Below are 19,791 nucleotides of genomic sequence, written 5' to 3' on the forward strand. Positions count from 1 at the left end.
TTGTCACCGTTAACTTGATCCATTTTTTTATGGTTAACTCTGACTAACTTATTATTTTGTTTGATATTGATAGCTCATAATGGTGGTATATAAGGTTTCACCTTTATAAACCTGAAATCTAACGGAGTTCCCATAATATGCTTTCAGGCGTTGTTTTACATTTTCAAGCGCGATTCCATGCCCTTTCCGTGAATTTATTGTATCGTCTGTATATGGGTTGGTAATGACTATACTGACCTGATTTTGCAATATTTCAACCAATACCCCGATGGTTGCCTTACCTATCATTGGTTCTACCCCATGAAAAATACTATTCTCTAACAAAGGTTGTAATGTCAATAAAGGAATGGTGACCTGTTTCAGTTGCACAGGTGAAAGCTCGATTTTCCAATCTACTTTTAAACGTTCACCCAAACGCACCTGCTCAATCATTAAATATTGTTTACTTAGCTCGATTTCTTCATGCAGACTGACCAATTTTAATTCTTGGAAGCTCGCTCGAAATAAACGTGACAGACTAATCAACATACCTTCTGCTTTATCTGGGTCTATCGCAATTAAGCTCACCACGTTATTTAAACTATTAAATAAAAAATGAGGATGAATTCGCGCCTGCATGGCCTGAATACGCGCATTTAACTCTGCATATTGTTGATGTAGCCATTGCTCTCTCACATAGAGATAGCGCAAGCAGAAAGCCCCCAGTAATATCCCGTAGCTTAGATATAAAGGCACATTGGTAAAATAAATGCTCCAGTCCTGTGTTAAAGAAGCATGTTTATTTAAAAGACCAAACTGAAAAAAATTACTCATTAAGGTCGTCAAAACAACAATACCTTGCAGCATGACAAAACCGATAGCCAAGGCAAATTCTTGACGTAAGCTGCTAAAAAAATGCTGAAAGCGTTCAACCAAGGCAAAAAACGACAAGATGATCCAATTAATAAAAACGATGTATTGTAAAAGGCGTCCACCGCTTAATGCTTGCCATGACTGAGCTTCAGCCAGTGCCAAAACCAGTGCCAAAATGTTACTTGCGATAATTAATTCGAATAAGTGTTGCCAACGCCCGTTTTTCGTAAAAAAATAGGAGGAATTTTGATTTCGGTATGCTGTAGGAAACAACTTTGTTTGTTGAGCTTCGGCAAGTGATATACTCTTTTTTATTTTACTGAGCCACCATGACCACATCTTCAAATCCCCCTAATTCAGTAACCCCAGACCAAACCTCAGGTATGTGGGGTGGTCGTTTTTCTGAAGCGACGGATGCTTTTGTAGCCGAATTTACCGCCTCTGTTCAGTTTGACCAGCGTTTTTATAAACAAGACATCGCCGGTTCGATTGCGCATGCTACCATGCTTGCGAAAGTTAGCGTACTCACAGAAGCAGAACGCGATGACATTATTGAAGGTTTAAGCACCATTCGCTCAGAAATTGAGGCTGGAACCTTTGAATGGCGCATCGATCTTGAAGATGTTCACATGAACATTGAATCACGTTTGACTCAACGTATTGGTATTACAGGTAAAAAATTACACACCGGTCGTAGCCGTAACGATCAGGTTGCAACCGATATTCGTCTTTACCTACGTGACGAAATTGATGACATTTTAAAATTATTAGAGCGCTTACAAAAAGGCTTGTTAGGCTTAGCTGCCAAAAATGTAAATACGATTATGCCTGGCTTCACCCACCTACAAACTGCACAGCCAGTGACTTTTGGTCATCACCTGTTAGCATGGTTTGAAATGTTAGTGCGTGACTCTGAGCGTCTTCAAGATTGCCGTAAGCGTGTCAACCGTCTGCCACTTGGTTCTGCCGCTCTTGCTGGCACAACATATCCAATTGACCGCGCTTATACAGCAGAACTATTAGGTTTTGAAGCTGTATGTGAAAACTCTCTTGATGCCGTATCTGACCGTGACTTTGCCATTGAGTTTAATGCAGCTGCGTCTTTAATTATGATGCACTTATCACGTATGTCAGAAGAACTGATTCTTTGGACTTCTGCACAGTTCAAATTTGTGAATATTCCTGATCGTTTCTGTACTGGTTCTTCAATCATGCCACAGAAGAAAAATCCGGATGTTCCAGAACTGATCCGTGGTAAATCAGGTCGTGTATTTGGTGACTTAATTAGCTTACTTACGCTCATGAAAGGTCAACCATTGGCGTACAACAAAGACAACCAAGAAGATAAAGAACCTTTATTTGATGCAATCGATACAGTTCGTGGTTCACTCATGGCTTTCGCAGACATGATTCCAGCATTGGTTCCAAATATTGAAATTATGCGTGAAGCTGCACTTCGTGGATTCTCGACCGCAACCGATCTTGCTGACTATTTAGTGAAAAAAGGCGTTGCTTTCCGTGATGCGCATGAAATTGTAGGTAAGGCTGTTGCTTTAGGCGTTGCTGAAGAAAAAGACTTATCTGAGTTAACGCTTGAGCAATTACAACAATTCTCTGACTTAATCACAGCAGATGTGTTTGATAAAGCTCTAACACTAGAAGCTTCAGTAAATGCACGTGATCATATTGGTGGAACTTCACCAAAACAGGTAGAAGCCGCAATTGCTCGTGCCCATACACGTTTAGAACAGTTATACGCTTAAGGATAAAACATGAGTCGACAAGTATTTTGCCGCAAATATCAAAAGGAAATGGAAGGTCTAGACTTCGCTCCATTCCCTGGTGCTAAAGGCCAAGATTTTTTTGAAAATGTTTCTAAACAAGCATGGCAAGAATGGTTACAACACCAAACAACGCTGATTAATGAAAAACGCCTAAATGTGTTTGAACCAGAAGCGAAGAAGTTCCTTGAGGAACAACGTGAGAAGTTTTTCAATAATGATGAAAGCGTAGAAAAAGCTGAAGGCTGGAAACCAGAATAATCGGTTTGTTTTAGCTTACTCATCATTTAAAAGGCGGGTCTATATACATAGACCCGCCTTTTTTTTACGTGAAACTTACACAAGCATAAAAAGCCTTACATAGAGCGAACAGGACTCTACATGACATCAAAAAGCGAAGAACTTAATATCAATTCATAGCAAGAAGAACACGATCCCTGTCGTGTTTATGCACTTGATTTTCTGTCCTGAACTTCCCCCCAAAGTTCGGGACATTTTTTTATCTATTATTTTAAAAAATAAAAAGGCCTTGTTTCAAACAAGGCCTTTAAATATTTCAGCTTAAGATTACTTTTCGTGGACTTTAGCTTCAATTTCTTCAATTTTGGTATGGCGGGCATCAAAGCCTTTTGCCATGTAAATCACTTGCTCAGCAATGTTACGGGCATGGTCACCAATACGCTCTAAAGAACGTAACACCCACATCACATTAATTACACGAGCAATATGACGTGGATCTTCAATCATATAAGTCATTAAAGTACGTGTTGCTGACTGGTATTCACGGTCAATATCTGCATCGGCTAAAAGAACACGTAAAGCTTGATCTGCATCTAAACGCGCAAAAGCATCAAGTGCGTCATGAATCATGACACGAACTTGGTTCCCAATATGACGAGTTTCCATGTAGCCACGCGGAGAACCACCTTCTTCACAGAGGTTTTGCGCAATACGGGCAATTTTTGCCGCTTCATCACCAATACGCTCAAGGTCAGTATTGGCTTTACTCATTGCAATAACCATACGCAAGTCGATCGCTGCCGGATGACGACGTGCCAAAATTAGCGTAAGACCTTCATCAATATCACGTTCATATTGATTCACGGCGTTATCTTTAAATTGAACATCAATCGCTAAATTTGCATCTGTATCAAGCAAGGCATGAATTGCGTTCGCCACCTGTTGTTCGACCAAGCCACCCATGGTCATGAACTTTGTGTTTACATCTTGCAAATCTTCATTAAATTGAGAAGAAATATGATGGCTTAACACCGGATTACTTGGACTCAAGGGAAGCCTCCAACATGATGGCGCAGGAATAAAATGATTGAGCATTAGAACACAGCAATCATTAAGTTTTTATGACAAAATTAAAATTCAGATAAAAGCTTTTTTTGCTCACTGATAGGTTAGCCAGCTGTTTAATTCGACCAGATCTTTTTCGCCTAACTGGCCTACCGCAGCTTTTAACCGAAGTACATTCAATAAGTAGTCATACTGACTATTAAGATAATCCTGTTTTGCCGAAAAAGCATTACGCTGCGCTAATAAAACATCAACCATACTTTTTAAGCCTTCGTTATAACTCGCTTTTGAAGCTTGAGAAACAAGCGAAGATGAATCCATTGCAGCTTTTCGTGCTTCGAGTTTTGCTTGGTCTGTATCTACCTGCATAAAGGCACTTTTCACATCAACATTGGCACGGCGAATAGCTGCATCAAGTTGTGCCTGAGCTTTACTAGCCTCTACAGTCGCCTTTTTAATGGATGTTTTAGTACGCCCACCATTAAATAAATTCCAGTTCATTTCCACACCGACCTGATCAAATTTTCCATCAGTCGAGATGAGTGTCTCTGGTGTCTGTTTGGTATATCCATAACTTGCAACAGCATCAATTTGAGGATAAAGCGCTGCCTTTTCAACACGACGCTGATCTTCACTATATTGTTGCTGTAAACGGGCTTGCTGAATCTTTAAGTTTTTTTGCTGGGCCAAAGAAAGCCAATCATTAAGCTGGGCTGGATACGGTTTTTGAAAACTAAAATCACCACACAATACAGCAAGCTTATCTTGATAAGACCCAATATATTCCGAAAGCTGCTCTTGGGCTAAAAGTAATTGAACATTGGTGGCAATACGATTGGCTCTAGCATTTTGATATTGAGCATTTGCCTCACTCACATCACTACGTGCCACCAAACCCTCTTTGAGTTTGGCATTCATCATATTGAGTTGCTCAAGCAAAGCTTTTTCTTCTTGTAAGTATGCAACACTAAGAGCTTGTTGACGCAGCACATTAAAGTAGGCTTCTGCTACATTTAAAACATGATCTTGTTTTTGCAGCCTTAAAGTGATTTCACTTAAGGCAACCGAAGTTTTAACTTGCTTATAACCTTCCCAAGCATCCATTCGAAACAGTGGCTGACGTGCAGTTAAAGTCGCTTGACGAGTAGTAGACGTATTACTCACCAAGGCATCTGAAAGCCCTTCCTGATCAACTCCAGGAAAGTTAGAACGCTTCACTGTTTGCCGATTACGAGTAATATTTCCTGACAATGTGACCGTTGGTAATAAGGCACCAGTTGCCAAGCCTAAATTAAGTTGATCTGCTTCAAATTGTTGTTGATTGGCTTGCCATGTCGGGTCATTTTGTTTTGCGCGCTCATATACTTCAACTAAATCTAGAGCAAAACTGGAAGATGCAAAACTCCAAAGGCCAACAGCGACCATTAATTTTATTTTCATTGTTCAAATCAACGATAAAACTTGCCTTTAAGACTAAGAAAAATTCCAAGCAAACTCAAGCCATTAAAAGTTTTAGTTTTTTAAGCGTTCTCATTTTTTGACAATATTAAAATACAAATAAAAATCAAAAACATGCCTATCCAACCCAACCATGAAATATGCTCACCAACCAACACGATAGCGAAAAGTGCGGCAACTAAAGGTTCAAATAAAGTTAAGGTCGTCGCTTTGCTGGCATTTACTGTTTTTAGACCAAAACCGAAAAGTAAATAACCTAAAAACATAGGAATCAGCATCATATATCCAGCAACAAGTAAATTGGTTGAACTTTGCAACAACCCTCCACCTGTAACCAGTAAAGTAGGAAGCAAAATAACTGCCCCACCACCCATAATCATGCCCATTGCAGCTTTAGCAGCAACACCCCGATCTATTAACCTTCTAGCAGCCCATGAATAAAGTGAATAAGTTGTAGCCGCGACAAGCCCAAGAAAAATACCGAAGATTTTATTCCATTCATTTGTACCCTCTTGGACCGCATGGTTTTCACCCATGGATAACAAACTTACGCCCATAACACCAAAAATAAAACTTAAGAACCAGATCGTTGACAAAGACTTCCGATCAAAAAATCGTTCTAAAATCGCTGCGATCAGTGGCGCTGAACCAATAGAAACCACAGTGCCAATTGTAATTCCGGCATAATGCATCGAGGAGTAAAAAGCCAAAGGATAAATACCAACTGCCACAACACCTAAAAGCAGTATTAGAAGGTTTTGCCTTATAAATTGTCGGTTTTCCCGAATAGCCCGCGATGCAACCAAAGCTTGCAAAAGACCTCCGCCACCCATAGCCACAGCACCAATGGCGAGTGGTCCAAGTGTTGGTGCAAATGCGGCAGCAGTACCTGTTGTTCCCCATAAAACAGAGGCAACTAAAATTGCAATTGTGCCGCCATAACTACTATTTTTAATGAGGCTAATCATGTTGGCCTTCTCTCTTTAGAAGATCTTCTGCCATTTGTTTTGCTAAGAGGAGTTGACGACTACTTCCTTCCAACCCTGCTCTTGCCATAGAACCTTCTAAAAGAAAGGAAAGCTGTGTAGCCACGTAGCTAACGCGCTGCGAGTCTGGTATTAATTTTTTTAAATGTTCAGCAACAATAGCTTCAACCTCTTCTTTATGCTGCCTTACCGCATTTCGTCCTGCACTATTCGCTGGAAATTCCGCTGCTGCATTAAGCAAACCACATCCTCGAAAGCCTTTTTCATAGGCAAACTCTGCATGGTCTTGATAGGCATCAAACACTGCCAAAATAGCTTCTGTAGCTGATTTTGTTGTCTCTAAACGTTTTTGATAAAGATCAAGCCATTCTTGATGCCGCGCAGCAATGTAGGCATCAACAAGCTCGCCTTTTGAAGAAAAGTTATTGTAAAGAGACATCTTGGCGACATCTGCTTTAGCCGTAACCGAATTAATTCCTGTTGCAGTAATGCCATCGTTATAAAATAAAGTTGCTGCTGCATCGAGAATTTTCTGTCTTGCTGTTTTATCATTCATAGCTTTGTTTTTTAAGTAGACCGATCTACCTAATAATAAAGATTTCTAACAATGATGCAATCTTTTTCCGAGTTATAATTTGAGCAATGTTCACTTCGATAAAAATACAATGATGAAAAAATTTCTAATGATGAGTGTGTGCAGCGCACTAATTTTATCTGGATGCAATAAAACATCGCAGCAAGATCAAGCTGTTTCTAAAGAGCAAAAATCAACTGAACAAAAGCCTGTAAGCAAACAAAACAATAGCTGTATCGAAATCAATGCCGCAATACAGAAGATTAATCAGAACAGTAAAATAGAAGACTTAAATCAAATTAATGAGAAGCTGAAAACATGTGTTCCATCTTTAAAGAATGATGAGCAGCTTAAGCTTATTAACGCCTCAACTACCATGTATCAACGTTTTCTAAAGCAAGACTACACTGACAAAACAGCCAGAGCTTTTGAAGCTTTTGGCTATGCCGTTTTAGAACAAAAACAACGAGACCCTAAAAAAGTCATCCAAAGCCAGAAAAAATTATTCGACCAACTTAGTCCACGTGACCAATACTTACTTCAACATAATGGTGAAGCCTATATTGACCTCCTTTATCAAGGCGAAGGCATGTTTACCTATCGACGTCAGCCAAACTATCTAGTCGATGTTTTTTCTAAAGCCTTAACCGCGGACCAAAAAGAGTTCTTAACTCGTATGGCGAAAGACAATCAGTATATTTTCTATAACGATGGTGCTTTGGCTGTTTCATGGAAAGAACTTACTGAACGAGCGCTGTTTTGGGAAAAATTTATTCAAAAATATCCAAAGAGCCACTTTATTAGTGATGCAAAACTACTATTTAACGAATATCGCTATTTTATTTTCTTTGGCTTAGATAACACCCCTGTTTCAGATGAATATGCACCGAACACATGGTTTGATAAAGATGCCCTTCAGCAAATCCGCTTTCTATCTACACAGAGCCAGTCAAGTTTAGCAAAACCTGCCCAGCAATTTCTTAAGTTTATTGCCACGCCTGTAGAAGAGCGCAATAAGCAATTTAAAATAGATTCAACTGAAAAGAATGGCGATAAAAAATCAAATTATCAGATTACGCATGAACAACTTGAGCAGCTATTAAAATTTGATTCGCCATGGAACACGGAAGTCTATCGCGACTGCCATATGGATGCGGTTTGTATAGATACAAATTGACAATGCCAGCCAACCTAAATCATGTTAGTCTGTAATTCGCTTGACGGAGCGCGAGTAATAGCTCGCTGAGATTGTGTAAATTCCGTGTTATCGCAACACAAGTTTGATCACAAGTACCGTTGAACCTGATCAGGTTAAGACCTGCGTAGGAATCAAGCCATCTGAAAACCTAAGCCTCAAATTTATCTAGTAAAGATAAATCCGCCATCGTTTTTGGTCGTGCTTGATTCGTTGATGTTATTCATAAGGATCATGTAATGAACCAGTTAACGAATCTCTCTTCTGTTGAAATTTCAGCGCAACATGAACAAGATGCAAAAGATTTAACTCGCATCTTACCCGCTTCAAAAAAAGTTTATATTGAAGGCTCTCGCCCTGACATTCAGGTTCCAATGCGGGAAATTTCTCTCACCGATACCCCTACTGGTCTTGGTGGCGAACATAATCCCCCTGTTATGGTCTATGACACTTCAGGTGTTTATACCGACCCAAATGTTCAAATTGATTTAGACAAAGGTTTACCTTCAGTTCGCCAAAACTGGATTGAAGAACGTAACGATACTGACGTACTTTCTGGCTTAACTTCAACGTTTGGTCAGGAACGTTTAAAAGACATTCGTACCGCAGATATTCGCTTTGCCCACATTCAAAACCCACGCCGTGCCAAAGCTGGCAAAAATGTCTCTCAAATGCACTATGCCAAGCAAGGTATTATCACACCTGAAATGGAATATATTGCAATTCGTGAAAATCAGCGCCAGCGCGAAGGTGTTGATATGCGCCAGCATCCGGGCCAAAACTTTGGTGCAAAAAACTTAAAAGAAATTACACCTGAATTTGTACGCCAAGAAGTTGCTGAAGGTCGCGCAATTATTCCTGCAAACATTAACCACCCAGAACTTGAGCCAATGATTATTGGCCGTAACTTCTTGGTTAAAATTAATGCCAACATTGGTAACTCAGCGCTTGGTTCTTCAATTGATGAAGAAGTTGCCAAAATGACATGGGCAACCCGTTGGGGTGCTGACACCATTATGGATTTGTCGACAGGTAAAAATATTCATGAAACACGTGAATGGATTATTCGTAACTCACCTGTTCCAATCGGCACCGTGCCAATTTATCAAGCACTTGAAAAAGTGGATGGTGTTGCAGAGGACCTGACTTGGGAAATCTTTAAAGACACGCTCATCGAACAAGCTGAACAAGGCGTTGACTACTTCACGATTCACGCAGGCGTATTACTTCGCTACGTGCCACTCACCGCAAACCGTTTGACCGGTATTGTGTCTCGTGGTGGTTCAATCATGGCACAGTGGTGTTTAGCACATCATGAAGAAAACTTCTTATACACACATTTCGATGAAATCTGTGAAATCATGAAAGCCTACGATGTTTCGTTCAGTTTAGGCGATGGCCTACGTCCAGGCTGTATCCAAGACGCAAATGACGAAGCACAATTCAGCGAACTTAAAACACTCGGTGAACTCACTCATCGTGCATGGGAACATGATGTTCAAGTCATGATTGAAGGCCCTGGTCACGTACCAATGCACATGATTAAAGAAAACATGGACCTTCAGCTAGAAGTGTGTAAAGAAGCACCATTCTATACGCTCGGACCTTTAACGACCGATATTGCTCCGGGTTACGACCACATTACCTCTGCAATTGGTGCAGCCATGATTGGTTGGTACGGCACAGCGATGCTTTGCTATGTCACACCAAAAGAGCATTTGGGTCTACCAAACAAGAAAGATGTTAAAGACGGGATTATTACCTACAAACTTGCAGCTCACGCGGCCGATCTTGCTAAAGGACATCCGGGTGCACAGGTTCGCGATAATGCCTTGTCAAAAGCACGTTTTGAATTCCGTTGGGATGATCAGTTCAACTTAAGTCTGGACCCTGACACAGCTCGTAGTATGCATGACGAAACCTTACCGAAAGAGGCTCACAAATCTGCACACTTTTGCTCAATGTGCGGACCGAAGTTCTGCTCGATGAAAATCACCCAGAATGTTCGTGACTATGCCAACAACCTCACCAATATTAATACAGAGGTTGAAGAAGGCCTCAAAACCATGAAAGAGGTTTATCAAGAACAAGGACAAAAACTGTATCACAAAGTGTAAATATTCAAAAAAAACACTTGCCTAGCCATGATTCTCAGTTAGGATGAAATAAATAGATTTTATCCTGACTGGCTCATGAGCATTGTTGAACATCCAAGCTATATATCTGAAGATGTCGAAATAACATCCCGTGAATATGTATTCCGCGGTTTTATTCAGGTTGAAAAAGTCAGCCTTCGACATCGTCTATTTAACCAGTCTGAATATACCCCTGTAATACAGCGCGAGCTTATTCATCGCCCTGAGGCTGCAGGCGTTTTACTCTACAACGATCAAAAACAACAGTTCGCATTGATTGAACAGTTTCGTGTTGGTGCTTTAGATGACCCTCACTCCCCATGGCAACTGGAAATAATCGCAGGCGTGTTAGACGGTGATGAAACTCCCGAGAGTTGTATTCGTCGAGAGAGCCTCGAAGAGTCAGGGTGTGCAGTTCAGGATTTACAACATCTATTTAGCTTTTATCCGTCAGCTGGTGCGTGCTCGGAGTTATTTCATCTCTATGTTAGCGAAACCGATTTACCTGCTGAAGGCGGCGTTTTTGGTGTAGATAATGAGGGTGAAAATATTCAATTGCACTTATTTAATTATAGTGAAATCCAGACTCTACTCGACAGCGGACGTTTAAGAAATGCTCCTGTCATTATGGCGTTACAATGGCTGTCTCAACACATCACAACGATAATAAAATCCGACGAGGTAGGACGGTGACTTTTCAAGTCTCAACACTTTCACAAAAAGACCATGTCATTATACAAATTACCGATACTCACCTATTGGAGTATCCGCACTTAGAATTTGTGGGGATGAATCCTGAAGAAACTTTTCATGCAATTATTCAACAGATCCTGAAAAAACATCCTGAAACTGATGCCATTATCCATACTGGAGATCTGGCTCAAGCACCAACGCCTATTACGTACAAACGTTATATTCAATATATGCAAACGTTAGGTCTGCCATTTTTTCAGACACTGGGTAATCATGATAACGTTGACCATTTTCCATTGCATAAAGAAAACCATCAGGAACCTGTTGTGATTGGTTTAGGAAACTGGCGCGTTATTTTATTAAATAGTGCGGTAAAAGGTCAGATTGATGGACATCTGTCACCAGAGCAACTACAAAATTTAGCGACATTACTCAAAGAGTTTTCAGATAACCCTGTTTTATTGGCTTGTCATCATCATCCTTTTGCAATGAAATCCAAATGGATTGATCATCACAAGTTACAAAATTCTAATGCGTTGCTTACAACATTAGCTCCATTTAAAAATGTAAAAGCTTTAGTCTGCGGGCATGTTCACCAAGACTCACTGAACACTTGGCAAGGGATCGAGTTTTTCTCGACCCCATCGACCAGTGTTCAGTTTAAACCGTTTAGTAATGACTTTGCCCTAGACCAAAATGCTCCCGGCTACCGTTACATTCGTCTAAAAAACGATGGTAGTTTTGAAACCGAAGTCTTCCGTCTTGAAAATTTTCAGGGCCTTATAAATACTGATATTTCAGGCTATTAGCTCTATTTTTTATATGCTTATATGCAATTATGACTAGGGTAAACACGTTTTGAAAATATTTACGGGTCGGAATGACTATCATCTTGCAGGAAAAATCTATATGATGACGACCCGATGGTAAAATCCATCGATGGTTTTCTATAAAAACACTTGCATATCACCATATTTTTTGCGTATAGATAATACGTGTATGATGAGGAATGCCCTATTATGGCGAATGACAACCACAACCAAGTTTTGGATGAACATACAGAAGTTGTAGTGGAAGGTGAAAAAGCTTCTGCAAAACGTGCACGTAAAGTGAAACCTAAAACTTCTGATATAGGCACAACTGCAAGTTTATTTGGTATTGCACCTTATCAACCTAAGAAAAATGAAGAGTACATGTCTGAAGGACAGCTCGAGCATTTCCGACAAATTCTGCAAGCATGGAAAGCTGAATTGATGTCTGAAGTTGATCGTACGTTGAATACGATGCAAGACGAATCAACTGCATTGCCAGATGTAAATGACCGTGCTACCCAAGAAGAAGAGTTTGCAATTGAATTGCGTACACGTGACCGTGAACGTAAGTTAATTCGTAAAATCGAACAATCTATGGAAGCCATTAAAAATGAAGACTATGGTTTCTGTGAAACGTGCGGTATCGAAATCGGCTTACGTCGTCTAGAAGCACGTCCAACGGCAACTTTATGTATTGATTGCAAAACTTTGGCAGAAATCAAAGAGAAGCAAAATAACGGTTAATATGACCGAGGTAACTCCTAAAGAGAAACCTAGCTTTGCATATTCAGGTCGGTTTGCGCCATCGCCAACCGGCCCTTTGCATTTTGGATCACTCATTACTGCCGTTGCCAGTTATTGTGATGCAAAGGCCCATCATGGCACATGGCTCGTTCGTGTCGAAGACACAGATATCCCTCGTATTTATCCCGGCAGTGAAGATCATATTCTCACGTCACTGGAAGCCTTCCAGTTCGAATGCGATGCAGAAATCATCTTTCAAAAAAACCGTTTAGACATTTATGAAAGCGTATTAGACCAACTTAAAAAAGAGGGTCTTATCTATGCTTGTCAATGTACACGCAAAATGCTGGGTTCAAATGCAATCTACGCCGGAACTTGCCGCAATCTAAATCTTGATTTTCAAGGACAAGCGATTCGGGTAAAAGTTCAAGATCAACAGATCTGTTTTGATGATCGACTGCAAGGACTTCATTGTTCTAATCTGCAACACGACCTTGGAGACTTTGTTCTTAAACGCCGTGATGGGATTATTAACTATCAACTTGCCGTAGTCGTTGATGATTATCTGCAAGGCATCACCCATGTCGTTCGAGGTGCAGACCTATTAGATAATACTGAACGGCAGATCTGGCTGGGTGAGCTCTTAGGTTACCCTAAACTAAGCTATATGCACCTACCCCTCGCCATGAATGATCAAGGACAGAAGCTCTCTAAGCAAAACCTTGCTCAAGCACTCGATTTGTCAAAAGCTCCTCAATTACTGCAACAAGCGATACAAGCACTGGGACAACCTAGCGTTGATTTAGACCAGCCTAAAGTTATGCTTAAACAGGCGGTAGCACAGTGGAATGTAGATTTAATTCCACATGTAGAGCAGCTGAGCGGAACCTATCTATAAATAAAAAAACCCGATATCAAATCGGGTTTTCTAATACCTAAATACTCAACTAGAAGTTTGATTCTTCCCTTTCTGGGTTAACTTCTTGTGTTGAAGCATCAATCTTTAAGATCAGACTAATCATCGCAGCACACATCATTAAAGATGTACCACCATAACTAATAAATGGCAGAGTCAAACCTTTAGTTGGCATCAACCCCATATTCATGCCCGCATTTACCAAGATCTGGAGCAAGAAAATAATACTAATGCCGTACGCCAAATAACCTGCGCGAAGGTAATGATGTTTCAATGCACGATGACCAATTTTGATACAACATGCTAGCATCGAGAAAGATAATACAATGACAATCGAAATACCAAAGAAACCAAACTCTTCGCCTAACACTGCCAACATAAAGTCAGTATGTGCTTCTGGCAAATAAGACAGCTTTTGTACACTGTGTCCTAAGCCTGTACCAAACCATTCACCACGACCAAAGGCCATTAATGCATTTGATAACTGGTAACCAACCCCTAAAGGATCTGCCCATGGGTCGGTAAACGAAATCAAACGTTGGAAACGGTAAGGCTCAAACAAAATCAAAAACACAATACCGGTTACGATTGCACCAAGCATGATTAAGAACTGTGTTGGCGGTGCGCCAGCTAAAAAGAACACACCGACCATCATCAACACAATTACGATCGTAGCACCCAAGTCAGGCTCAGCAATAATCAAACCGACCGTGATTGCCATAACCCCACTTAAACGCAATAAGCCTTTCCAATGAGTACGAACCTCTTTGGCACGGCGCACAACGTAGTCTGCGGTAAAGATTGCCATCATCACTTTGGCAACCTCGGTTGGCTGTAAAGTAAAGCCACCTATCTTAATCCAACGTGTAGAACCGTTGACTTCTGAACCCACTACTAAAGCAGCAAGCAAAAGAACCATGGTCAACAACCACAACGGGAAAGTATTTTTAAACCACGTATTAAGTGATATCCGATAGGTCAAATAAGCCACCACAGCCGCAGCGACAATCGAAATACCATGACGAATCACATAATGAAACGGGTTTTCATGCATATATTCAGCATAGGGCATCGAAGCAGATGCGACCATCACTGAACCGATACACAATAATGCAACGACACAGAAAATCAGGACATTACGTGGCGTCACTTCCGCTGGCCATTTAGGCAATATCCGTTCATACCAATGATTGATTTTCTGGATTGTGGTCTGAGCTAAGCCTGCCATACAACATTCCTAATCATGTTTTCTTTAAACCAACGAATTGACGCAGGCAACAAACTGCTGACCACGGTCATTATAACTTTTAAACATATCAAAACTTGCACAGGCTGGTGATAACAGCACAACATCTTCAGCTTGTGTTTCACGTTGACACAGCTCTACAGCCTCTTTGAGCGTTGCGGCATGCAAAATTTTGGTTGCACCCTTAATTGCTTGTTCAATAACTGAAGCATCCTCACCAATCAATACCACAACTTTGGCATATTTTTCGATAGAAGAACGTAATGGAGCAAAATCTTGACCTTTGCCCTGCCCACCCAAAATCAAGGCAACCTTACCCTTTTTAACCTCAATTGCAGCGCCTAAACCATCAATTGCTGCAAGTGTAGCACCAACGTTAGTCCCTTTAGAGTCATTGTAATAACGTACATCATGTACAGTTCTCACATACTCACAGCGGTGCTCTAATCCTTTAAACTGTTTTAACGTTTCAAGCATAGATTCCATAGGCAAACCAATTGCTTCACCTAATGCTAAACAAGCTAAAGCATTGGCTACGTTGTGCATGCCTTGAATATATAAATCTGAACTTTTAATTAAACGCTGTAGGCCACGCGCAAGCCAAAGCGTGCCATCGCCATCCCTTAAAACACCATATTGATTTAAGTCTGGAGCATTTAGACCAAAGCTTTGCATTGGTGTTGTATCTGGAACAAGAGGACGACTTAAAGCATCATCACGGTTAAATATGACTTTTTTAACGCCTTGGAAAATACGGTGTTTTGCTTGGTGATAACCCCACATATCGCCGTGACGATCTAAATGGTCTTCACTCATGTTCAGAACCACAGCAACCTCAGCATTTAAATGAGATGTGGTTTCTAACTGAAAACTTGATAGCTCAAGTACAAGCAACTCTGGTTGATCTTTTAGTAAGTCTAGAGCTGGACGTCCAAGGTTTCCACCAACAGCAACTTTCTTACCTGCATCTTTAGCCATTAAGCCAATTAAAGTCGTTACTGTACTTTTCGCATTAGAACCCGTAATCGCCACAATAGGCACTTCGGTCGCACGGCGTAATAATTGAATGTCGCCTACGACTGAAATCCCTTGAGCAATAGCTGCCTGAATTTCTGGTAATTGCGGTGCAAGGCCTGGGCTTAAAATAATTTCTTCTGCTTGTAATAATAATTCTTGGTCAAGTTGACCGAAACTGGTTTTAACGCCAGCTGGAATCTGGTCATAGCCTGGGGGTGTGGGACGAGAATCCGTTACTGCAACTTGGTAGCCTTGTTCATGCAGGAAATTAACAGCAGAAACGCCTGATATTCCCAAGCCTGCGACAACTTTTAATCCACCACGTTGTATTAACATTTTTGCCCCACAATTTATCAATCGACAGAATGGCAAAAATGTTAGCACTTTGCTGTTTTGAATGCTTTTTCAGTTTGAACTTTATTCATCTTTTTTTGTGTCAGTGCGTAAAAAAGCCATCAATATGATGGCTTTTTAGACGAAACAAGAAATACTAAATTTATTGCCATTTAATCGGCTTAATTTCTTGAACTGTATTCGTAGGTTTATCTTCACTTGAGCAACCACAGCCGCCAGCACAGCCAAAGGTCATTTTTGGCTTAAGCCATTTTGCCAAGGTTGTCCAACCCTGCTTTTCACAAAATGAAGAGAGTGTAGAAAAGACTGAATTTGCTGTTTTTGGAAATACTTTCTTAAAAACAACAACAGCACTCCAACTCACTAAAACCGCAATAATCAGATATTGAATCATATACAACCTCCTTTCTTGCCTTAACCCCAATAGTGGGAAGCAATTTGATAGGTAACAAACGATGCCAAATAAGCCAAGCCGAACAGATATGCAGTCATGACAGCAACATGTTTCCATGAACCTGTTTCACGTCGTACCGTTGCCAATGTGGCCAAACAATGTGGAGCATAAATAAACCACACTAAAAGCGATAATCCTGTTGCCAAAGACCAACCCGAGCCATCTGCACTAATCAGATGTGACAAACCTTGAGCTACAGCATCGTCACTCGTTGCAGACAAGGCATAAACTGTACCTAATGCTGCCACTACAACTTCACGAGCTGCCATTGCTGGAATTAAAGCAATACAGATTTGCCAGTTAAAACCAATTGGAGCAAATACAGGTTGGATAAGATGTCCGAGCATACCGGCAAAACTATAATCTATCGCAGGTAATGTTGCCCCTTCTGGTGGCTGTGGGAAAGTACACAAAAACCAGAGCAAAATAGAAAGCGCAAAAATGATTCCGCCGACACGTTTCAAGAAGATCTTCGCGCGATCCAGCAAACCAATTCCCACACTTTTTAAATCGGGGAAACGATAACTCGGCAGCTCTAGCAGTAAAGCATGCTGTGACTTATCTTTTTGCAAAAATTTCATTAAAAATGAAACGCAAAGAGCACTCACAATACCAGCCATATACAGACCGAATAGCACCAGACCTTGTAAGTTGAAAAGCCCCCAGACCATTTTCTCTGGAATAAATGCCGCAATAAGCAAAGCATATACAGGCAATCGTGCCGAACAAGTCATTAAAGGTGCAACCATAATGGTCGTAAAACGATCACGAGGGTCACTAATACTACGGGTTGCCATAATTCCCGGTACTGCACAAGCAAAGCTTGAAAGTAAAGGAATGAAAGCACGCCCACTTAAACCGGCTTGAAACATTAATTTATCAAGCAAAAATGCTGCACGTGGTAAATAACCCGATTCTTCTAATACTAAAATGAAGAAGAACAAGATTAAAATTTGTGGCAAGAACACAACTACGCCACCTGCACCCGCAATAATTCCGTCAACAACCAAACTATGCAGTAGTGGCTGTGTAATCACAGTTCCCACTACTTCACCCAACCAACCAAAGAAGCCTTCAATGCCATCCATAAATGGTGCTGCCCAAGCAAAAACTGCTTGGAACACAATAAACATCATGAGTGCAAGACTAAATAGGCCTAAAACTGGGTGTAAGAAAATTCGATCTAGAAAATCAGTACGCTTATCTCCCTGATCGACATATTGAACAACATCTTTAAAAATCATATCGATTTTTTGATGATGAGTTCCAGTCAAACCACTCAGTTCGGTCTGTGGCACACTGTATTTTTCTTGATCAAGGGCATGTAATAAATTTTCAATACCCGCATTACGAACAGCAACTGTTTCAACGACTGCTACGCCCAAACGTTGAGACAACTTTTGAGTATTAATTTGGATGCCACGACGACGTGCTTCATCCATCATATTCAGTACGAGTAAAATCGGACGGCCAAGCTCGATCATTTCGAGCACTAGCCCTAAATGCAATTTTAAGTTAGTCGCATCGACTACACATAAAAAGGCATCTTGCTGACCTTCTTCGGCAATCTTACCCAAGCAAACATCACGGGTAATAACTTCATCAGGACTGGTTGCATTTAGACTATATGTACCCGGTAAATCGAGTACACGCACTGCACGCCCTGAAGGTAACTGAAAATGACCTACTTTACGCTCGACCGTTACGCCCGCATAGTTTGCGACTTTTTGTCGAGTTCCAGTTAAATGGTTAAAAAGAGAGGTTTTACCACAGTTTGGATTTCCCACAAGGGCAATACGTAACGCATCACTCATGCGGGTACTCCTTCTTCTACTTGAATTTCGATTTTGTCCGCTTCTGCTTTACGCAAAGCGAAACGAGTAAAGCCAATTTGGATCAAGATCGGATCACCACCAAAAATACCCTTGGTAATCACTTCCACTCGTGTGCCTGGCACAAAGCCCAGACTTTCCAAACGAATTGCGACCAAATCTTGCTGCTCGGACTCTACTGATATCCGATTCACTTTGCTGATGGTCGCCGCTTGCTTCACTTTTAAAGCTGATAAACGCACCGCATCCGATCCTAAACCTTTTTTTCTAGTATACATATAAATGAGAATAATTACCAAATAAGGTTAAATTTCACTTCCTATTCAGTTTAATCGACAAACCTTAAAGTTTCTTTTACAGTACAGAGGTTTAGAGGATGTAGTGTATGTTAAATAAAAAACCGCGTATTCCAAGCCCTGTTCAAATTCCAGAACATTTAAGCTTTTTACAAGGTTTTCGTGACTATCTCGTTGCACAGACAGTGAGTCCACATACACGTAATGCTTATTTATCTGACCTCATTCAATGCAGCGAACTCCATAAAAAAAATGCTCTTCCACAATGGTCAAGTGATGATATTGCCGATGTTCTTATCGAACTGACAAAAGCAGGAAAAAGTCCCCGCTCAATTGCACGGTGTTTATCTGCCCTACGTCAGTTTTACAAATTTTTACGTGAACAGAAGTTACGGAGTGACAATCCGGTTGCGACCCACCACTCTCCTAAAATTGGGCGAGCATTACCTAAAGATCTATCTGAAGAAGATGTCGAATCACTAATTCAAGCACCAGATATCAATACAGCACTTGGCTTACGTGACCGAGCAATGTTTGAAGTACTTTATGCATGTGGTTTACGTGTTTCAGAATTACTTAACTTGCGTCTGGAACTCATTAATTTAAAACAAGGCTATTTACGTGTTACAGGTAAAGGCAACAAAGAACGTTTGGTGCCGTTAGGACAATTTGCCTGTGAGTGGGTAGAACGCTATTTGAATAATGCTCGACCTCAACTCTATAAAAGCTCGACTGACTATCTCTTTTTAACCCAACATGGGGGGATTATGAGTCGACAAAACTTTTGGTATGCCATTAAACGCTATGCGCTACAAGCCAATATTCAAGCTGAACTTTCACCTCACACCTTACGCCATGCATTCGCAACGCATCTGCTCAATCACGGCGCAGACTTACGCGTTGTGCAAATGTTACTGGGTCATAGCGATTTATCTACGACTCAAATCTATACACATGTTGCGCAAGTCAGAATGCAACAACTACATGAAAAACATCACCCTAGAGGATGATAAAGCTTTCAAGCTCCACGCAAGTATTTCAGATCAATCGTTTGATTTCGTTCACAAAGGTTAAGAAAGTTTTAACAATACACGTTAGATTTTTTGGTATGCTTAGCAGCTTCTGACTATAAATACTGATG

Annotated in this window: 19 protein-coding genes and 1 riboswitch; of the genes, 9 read left to right on the forward strand and 10 right to left on the reverse strand. The window is 40.7% G+C overall.

The features are described 5' to 3' along the window. Positions 1-51 precede the first annotated feature (51 nt). Entirely contained in the window at positions 52-1,191 is a 1,140-nt protein-coding gene (locus ACB088_RS14905; protein ID WP_375037328.1) for a sensor histidine kinase, read from the reverse strand. Between ACB088_RS14905 and argH the strand changes: the two genes are divergently transcribed. Further along, complete coding sequence (gene argH / locus ACB088_RS14910; protein WP_375037329.1) at positions 1,182-2,615, forward strand: argininosuccinate lyase; 1,434 nt, start codon at positions 1,182-1,184, stop codon at positions 2,613-2,615. The two genes, ACB088_RS14905 and argH, sit on opposite strands and share 10 nt — an antisense overlap. A 9-nt stretch (positions 2,616-2,624) precedes the next feature. Continuing rightward, positions 2,625-2,894, forward strand: a complete 270-nt coding sequence (locus ACB088_RS14915) for an oxidative damage protection protein (RefSeq protein WP_000089995.1) — start codon at positions 2,625-2,627, stop codon at positions 2,892-2,894. 306 nt (positions 2,895-3,200) lie between these two features. Here the strand turns inward: ACB088_RS14915 and phoU are convergent, their stop codons facing one another. The 4 genes from phoU to ACB088_RS14935 all read right to left on the reverse strand — a co-directional run bounded on the left by phoU (position 3,201) and on the right by ACB088_RS14935 (position 6,938). Beyond that, entirely contained in the window at positions 3,201-3,923 is a 723-nt protein-coding gene (gene phoU / locus ACB088_RS14920) for a phosphate signaling complex protein PhoU (RefSeq protein WP_003654470.1), read from the reverse strand. A gap of 108 nt (positions 3,924-4,031) precedes the next feature. Next, positions 4,032-5,363 carry a TolC family outer membrane protein gene (locus ACB088_RS14925; RefSeq protein ID WP_375038814.1) on the reverse strand — a complete coding sequence of 444 codons (1,332 nt, stop codon included), beginning with the start codon at positions 5,361-5,363 and terminating at the stop codon, positions 4,032-4,034. A 95-nt stretch (positions 5,364-5,458) separates the two neighbouring features. After that, positions 5,459-6,364 (reverse strand): DMT family transporter, encoded by a 906-nt coding sequence (locus ACB088_RS14930; RefSeq protein WP_375037330.1) that lies wholly within the window; start codon positions 6,362-6,364, stop codon positions 5,459-5,461. Beyond that, positions 6,357-6,938 carry a TetR/AcrR family transcriptional regulator gene (locus tag ACB088_RS14935; RefSeq protein ID WP_375037331.1) on the reverse strand — a complete coding sequence of 194 codons (582 nt, stop codon included), beginning with the start codon at positions 6,936-6,938 and terminating at the stop codon, positions 6,357-6,359. Before ACB088_RS14935 ends, ACB088_RS14930 begins: the two co-directional genes overlap by 8 nt. Positions 6,939-7,047: 109 nt before the next feature. Here ACB088_RS14935 and ACB088_RS14940 point away from each other — a divergent pair, with 109 nt between their 5' ends. The 6 genes from ACB088_RS14940 (at position 7,048) to gluQRS (ending at position 13,433) form a co-directional block, all read left to right on the forward strand. Next, the gene (locus tag ACB088_RS14940; RefSeq protein ID WP_375037332.1) at positions 7,048-8,133 is read left to right on the forward strand and encodes a hypothetical protein; all 1,086 of its coding nucleotides are present in this window, start codon (positions 7,048-7,050) and stop codon (positions 8,131-8,133) included. Between the two features lie 34 nt (positions 8,134-8,167). Further along, a riboswitch (TPP riboswitch) is annotated at positions 8,168-8,302 on the forward strand. An 88-nt stretch (positions 8,303-8,390) separates the two neighbouring features. Further along, the gene (thiC, locus tag ACB088_RS14945) at positions 8,391-10,268 is read left to right on the forward strand and encodes a phosphomethylpyrimidine synthase ThiC (RefSeq protein WP_375037333.1); all 1,878 of its coding nucleotides are present in this window, start codon (positions 8,391-8,393) and stop codon (positions 10,266-10,268) included. Between the two features lie 75 nt (positions 10,269-10,343). Continuing rightward, positions 10,344-10,979 carry an NUDIX domain-containing protein gene (locus ACB088_RS14950; RefSeq protein ID WP_045437255.1) on the forward strand — a complete coding sequence of 212 codons (636 nt, stop codon included), beginning with the start codon at positions 10,344-10,346 and terminating at the stop codon, positions 10,977-10,979. Continuing rightward, complete coding sequence (cpdA, locus tag ACB088_RS14955) at positions 10,976-11,788, forward strand: 3',5'-cyclic-AMP phosphodiesterase (protein WP_133748044.1); 813 nt, start codon at positions 10,976-10,978, stop codon at positions 11,786-11,788. The genes ACB088_RS14950 and cpdA overlap by 4 nt, the downstream gene beginning before the upstream one ends. A gap of 210 nt (positions 11,789-11,998) precedes the next feature. Further along, on the forward strand, positions 11,999-12,535 hold the full coding sequence (dksA, locus tag ACB088_RS14960) for an RNA polymerase-binding protein DksA (protein WP_004640678.1): 537 nt from the start codon (positions 11,999-12,001) through the stop codon (positions 12,533-12,535). Position 12,536: 1 nt separating this feature from the next. Then, positions 12,537-13,433 (forward strand): tRNA glutamyl-Q(34) synthetase GluQRS, encoded by an 897-nt coding sequence (gene gluQRS, locus ACB088_RS14965; RefSeq protein WP_375037334.1) that lies wholly within the window; start codon positions 12,537-12,539, stop codon positions 13,431-13,433. A 49-nt stretch (positions 13,434-13,482) separates the two neighbouring features. On the opposite strand, the gene ftsW is transcribed toward gluQRS, so the two are convergent. The 5 genes from ftsW to ACB088_RS14990 form a co-directional block, all read right to left on the reverse strand. Beyond that, positions 13,483-14,679 (reverse strand): putative lipid II flippase FtsW, encoded by a 1,197-nt coding sequence (gene ftsW / locus ACB088_RS14970; protein ID WP_005037312.1) that lies wholly within the window; start codon positions 14,677-14,679, stop codon positions 13,483-13,485. 24 nt (positions 14,680-14,703) lie between these two features. After that, entirely contained in the window at positions 14,704-16,050 is a 1,347-nt protein-coding gene (gene murD, locus ACB088_RS14975) for a UDP-N-acetylmuramoyl-L-alanine--D-glutamate ligase (protein ID WP_375037335.1), read from the reverse strand. A gap of 160 nt (positions 16,051-16,210) precedes the next feature. Then, a complete protein-coding gene (locus ACB088_RS14980; RefSeq protein ID WP_003654445.1) occupies positions 16,211-16,462 on the reverse strand; it encodes a DUF6587 family protein in 252 nt (83 codons plus the stop codon). 20 nt (positions 16,463-16,482) lie between these two features. Continuing rightward, positions 16,483-18,336: a ferrous iron transporter B gene (locus ACB088_RS14985; RefSeq protein ID WP_309952410.1), complete on the reverse strand. Its 1,854-nt coding sequence runs from the start codon at positions 18,334-18,336 to the stop codon at positions 16,483-16,485. Then, on the reverse strand, positions 18,333-18,596 hold the full coding sequence (locus ACB088_RS14990; protein ID WP_016801736.1) for a FeoA family protein: 264 nt from the start codon (positions 18,594-18,596) through the stop codon (positions 18,333-18,335). The genes ACB088_RS14985 and ACB088_RS14990 overlap by 4 nt, the downstream gene beginning before the upstream one ends. 143 nt (positions 18,597-18,739) lie before the next feature. On the opposite strand from ACB088_RS14990, the gene xerD reads away from it, so the two are divergent. Continuing rightward, the gene (gene xerD / locus ACB088_RS14995) at positions 18,740-19,660 is read left to right on the forward strand and encodes a site-specific tyrosine recombinase XerD (protein ID WP_004640667.1); all 921 of its coding nucleotides are present in this window, start codon (positions 18,740-18,742) and stop codon (positions 19,658-19,660) included. Positions 19,661-19,791: the final 131 nt, after the last annotated feature.

The sequence above is a fragment of the Acinetobacter sp. RW6 genome, from assembly GCF_041956835.1.
Taxonomy (GTDB): domain Bacteria; phylum Pseudomonadota; class Gammaproteobacteria; order Pseudomonadales; family Moraxellaceae; genus Acinetobacter; species Acinetobacter calcoaceticus.

What these genes read in the sequence shown, in the direction of transcription:
- ACB088_RS14980 (WP_003654445.1), bottom strand. Translation starts at nt 16,462, where the DNA reads ATGATTCAATATCTGATTATTGCGGTTTTAGTGAGTTGGAGTGCTGTT.
- ACB088_RS14935 (WP_375037331.1), bottom strand. Translation starts at nt 6,938, where the DNA reads ATGAATGATAAAACAGCAAGACAGAAAATTCTCGATGCAGCAGCAACT.
- argH (WP_375037329.1), top strand. Translation starts at nt 1,182, where the DNA reads ATGACCACATCTTCAAATCCCCCTAATTCAGTAACCCCAGACCAAACC.
- ACB088_RS14950 (WP_045437255.1), top strand. Translation starts at nt 10,344, where the DNA reads ATGAGCATTGTTGAACATCCAAGCTATATATCTGAAGATGTCGAAATA.
- ACB088_RS14905 (WP_375037328.1), bottom strand. Translation starts at nt 1,191, where the DNA reads ATGTGGTCATGGTGGCTCAGTAAAATAAAAAAGAGTATATCACTTGCC.
- ACB088_RS14940 (WP_375037332.1), top strand. Translation starts at nt 7,048, where the DNA reads ATGATGAAAAAATTTCTAATGATGAGTGTGTGCAGCGCACTAATTTTA.
- ACB088_RS14930 (WP_375037330.1), bottom strand. Translation starts at nt 6,364, where the DNA reads ATGATTAGCCTCATTAAAAATAGTAGTTATGGCGGCACAATTGCAATT.
- gluQRS (WP_375037334.1), top strand. Translation starts at nt 12,537, where the DNA reads ATGACCGAGGTAACTCCTAAAGAGAAACCTAGCTTTGCATATTCAGGT.
- ftsW (WP_005037312.1), bottom strand. Translation starts at nt 14,679, where the DNA reads ATGGCAGGCTTAGCTCAGACCACAATCCAGAAAATCAATCATTGGTAT.
- ACB088_RS14985 (WP_309952410.1), bottom strand. Translation starts at nt 18,336, where the DNA reads ATGAGTGATGCGTTACGTATTGCCCTTGTGGGAAATCCAAACTGTGGT.
- thiC (WP_375037333.1), top strand. Translation starts at nt 8,391, where the DNA reads ATGAACCAGTTAACGAATCTCTCTTCTGTTGAAATTTCAGCGCAACAT.
- murD (WP_375037335.1), bottom strand. Translation starts at nt 16,050, where the DNA reads ATGTTAATACAACGTGGTGGATTAAAAGTTGTCGCAGGCTTGGGAATA.
- ACB088_RS14915 (WP_000089995.1), top strand. Translation starts at nt 2,625, where the DNA reads ATGAGTCGACAAGTATTTTGCCGCAAATATCAAAAGGAAATGGAAGGT.
- ACB088_RS14925 (WP_375038814.1), bottom strand. Translation starts at nt 5,363, where the DNA reads ATGGTCGCTGTTGGCCTTTGGAGTTTTGCATCTTCCAGTTTTGCTCTA.
- dksA (WP_004640678.1), top strand. Translation starts at nt 11,999, where the DNA reads ATGGCGAATGACAACCACAACCAAGTTTTGGATGAACATACAGAAGTT.
- xerD (WP_004640667.1), top strand. Translation starts at nt 18,740, where the DNA reads ATGTTAAATAAAAAACCGCGTATTCCAAGCCCTGTTCAAATTCCAGAA.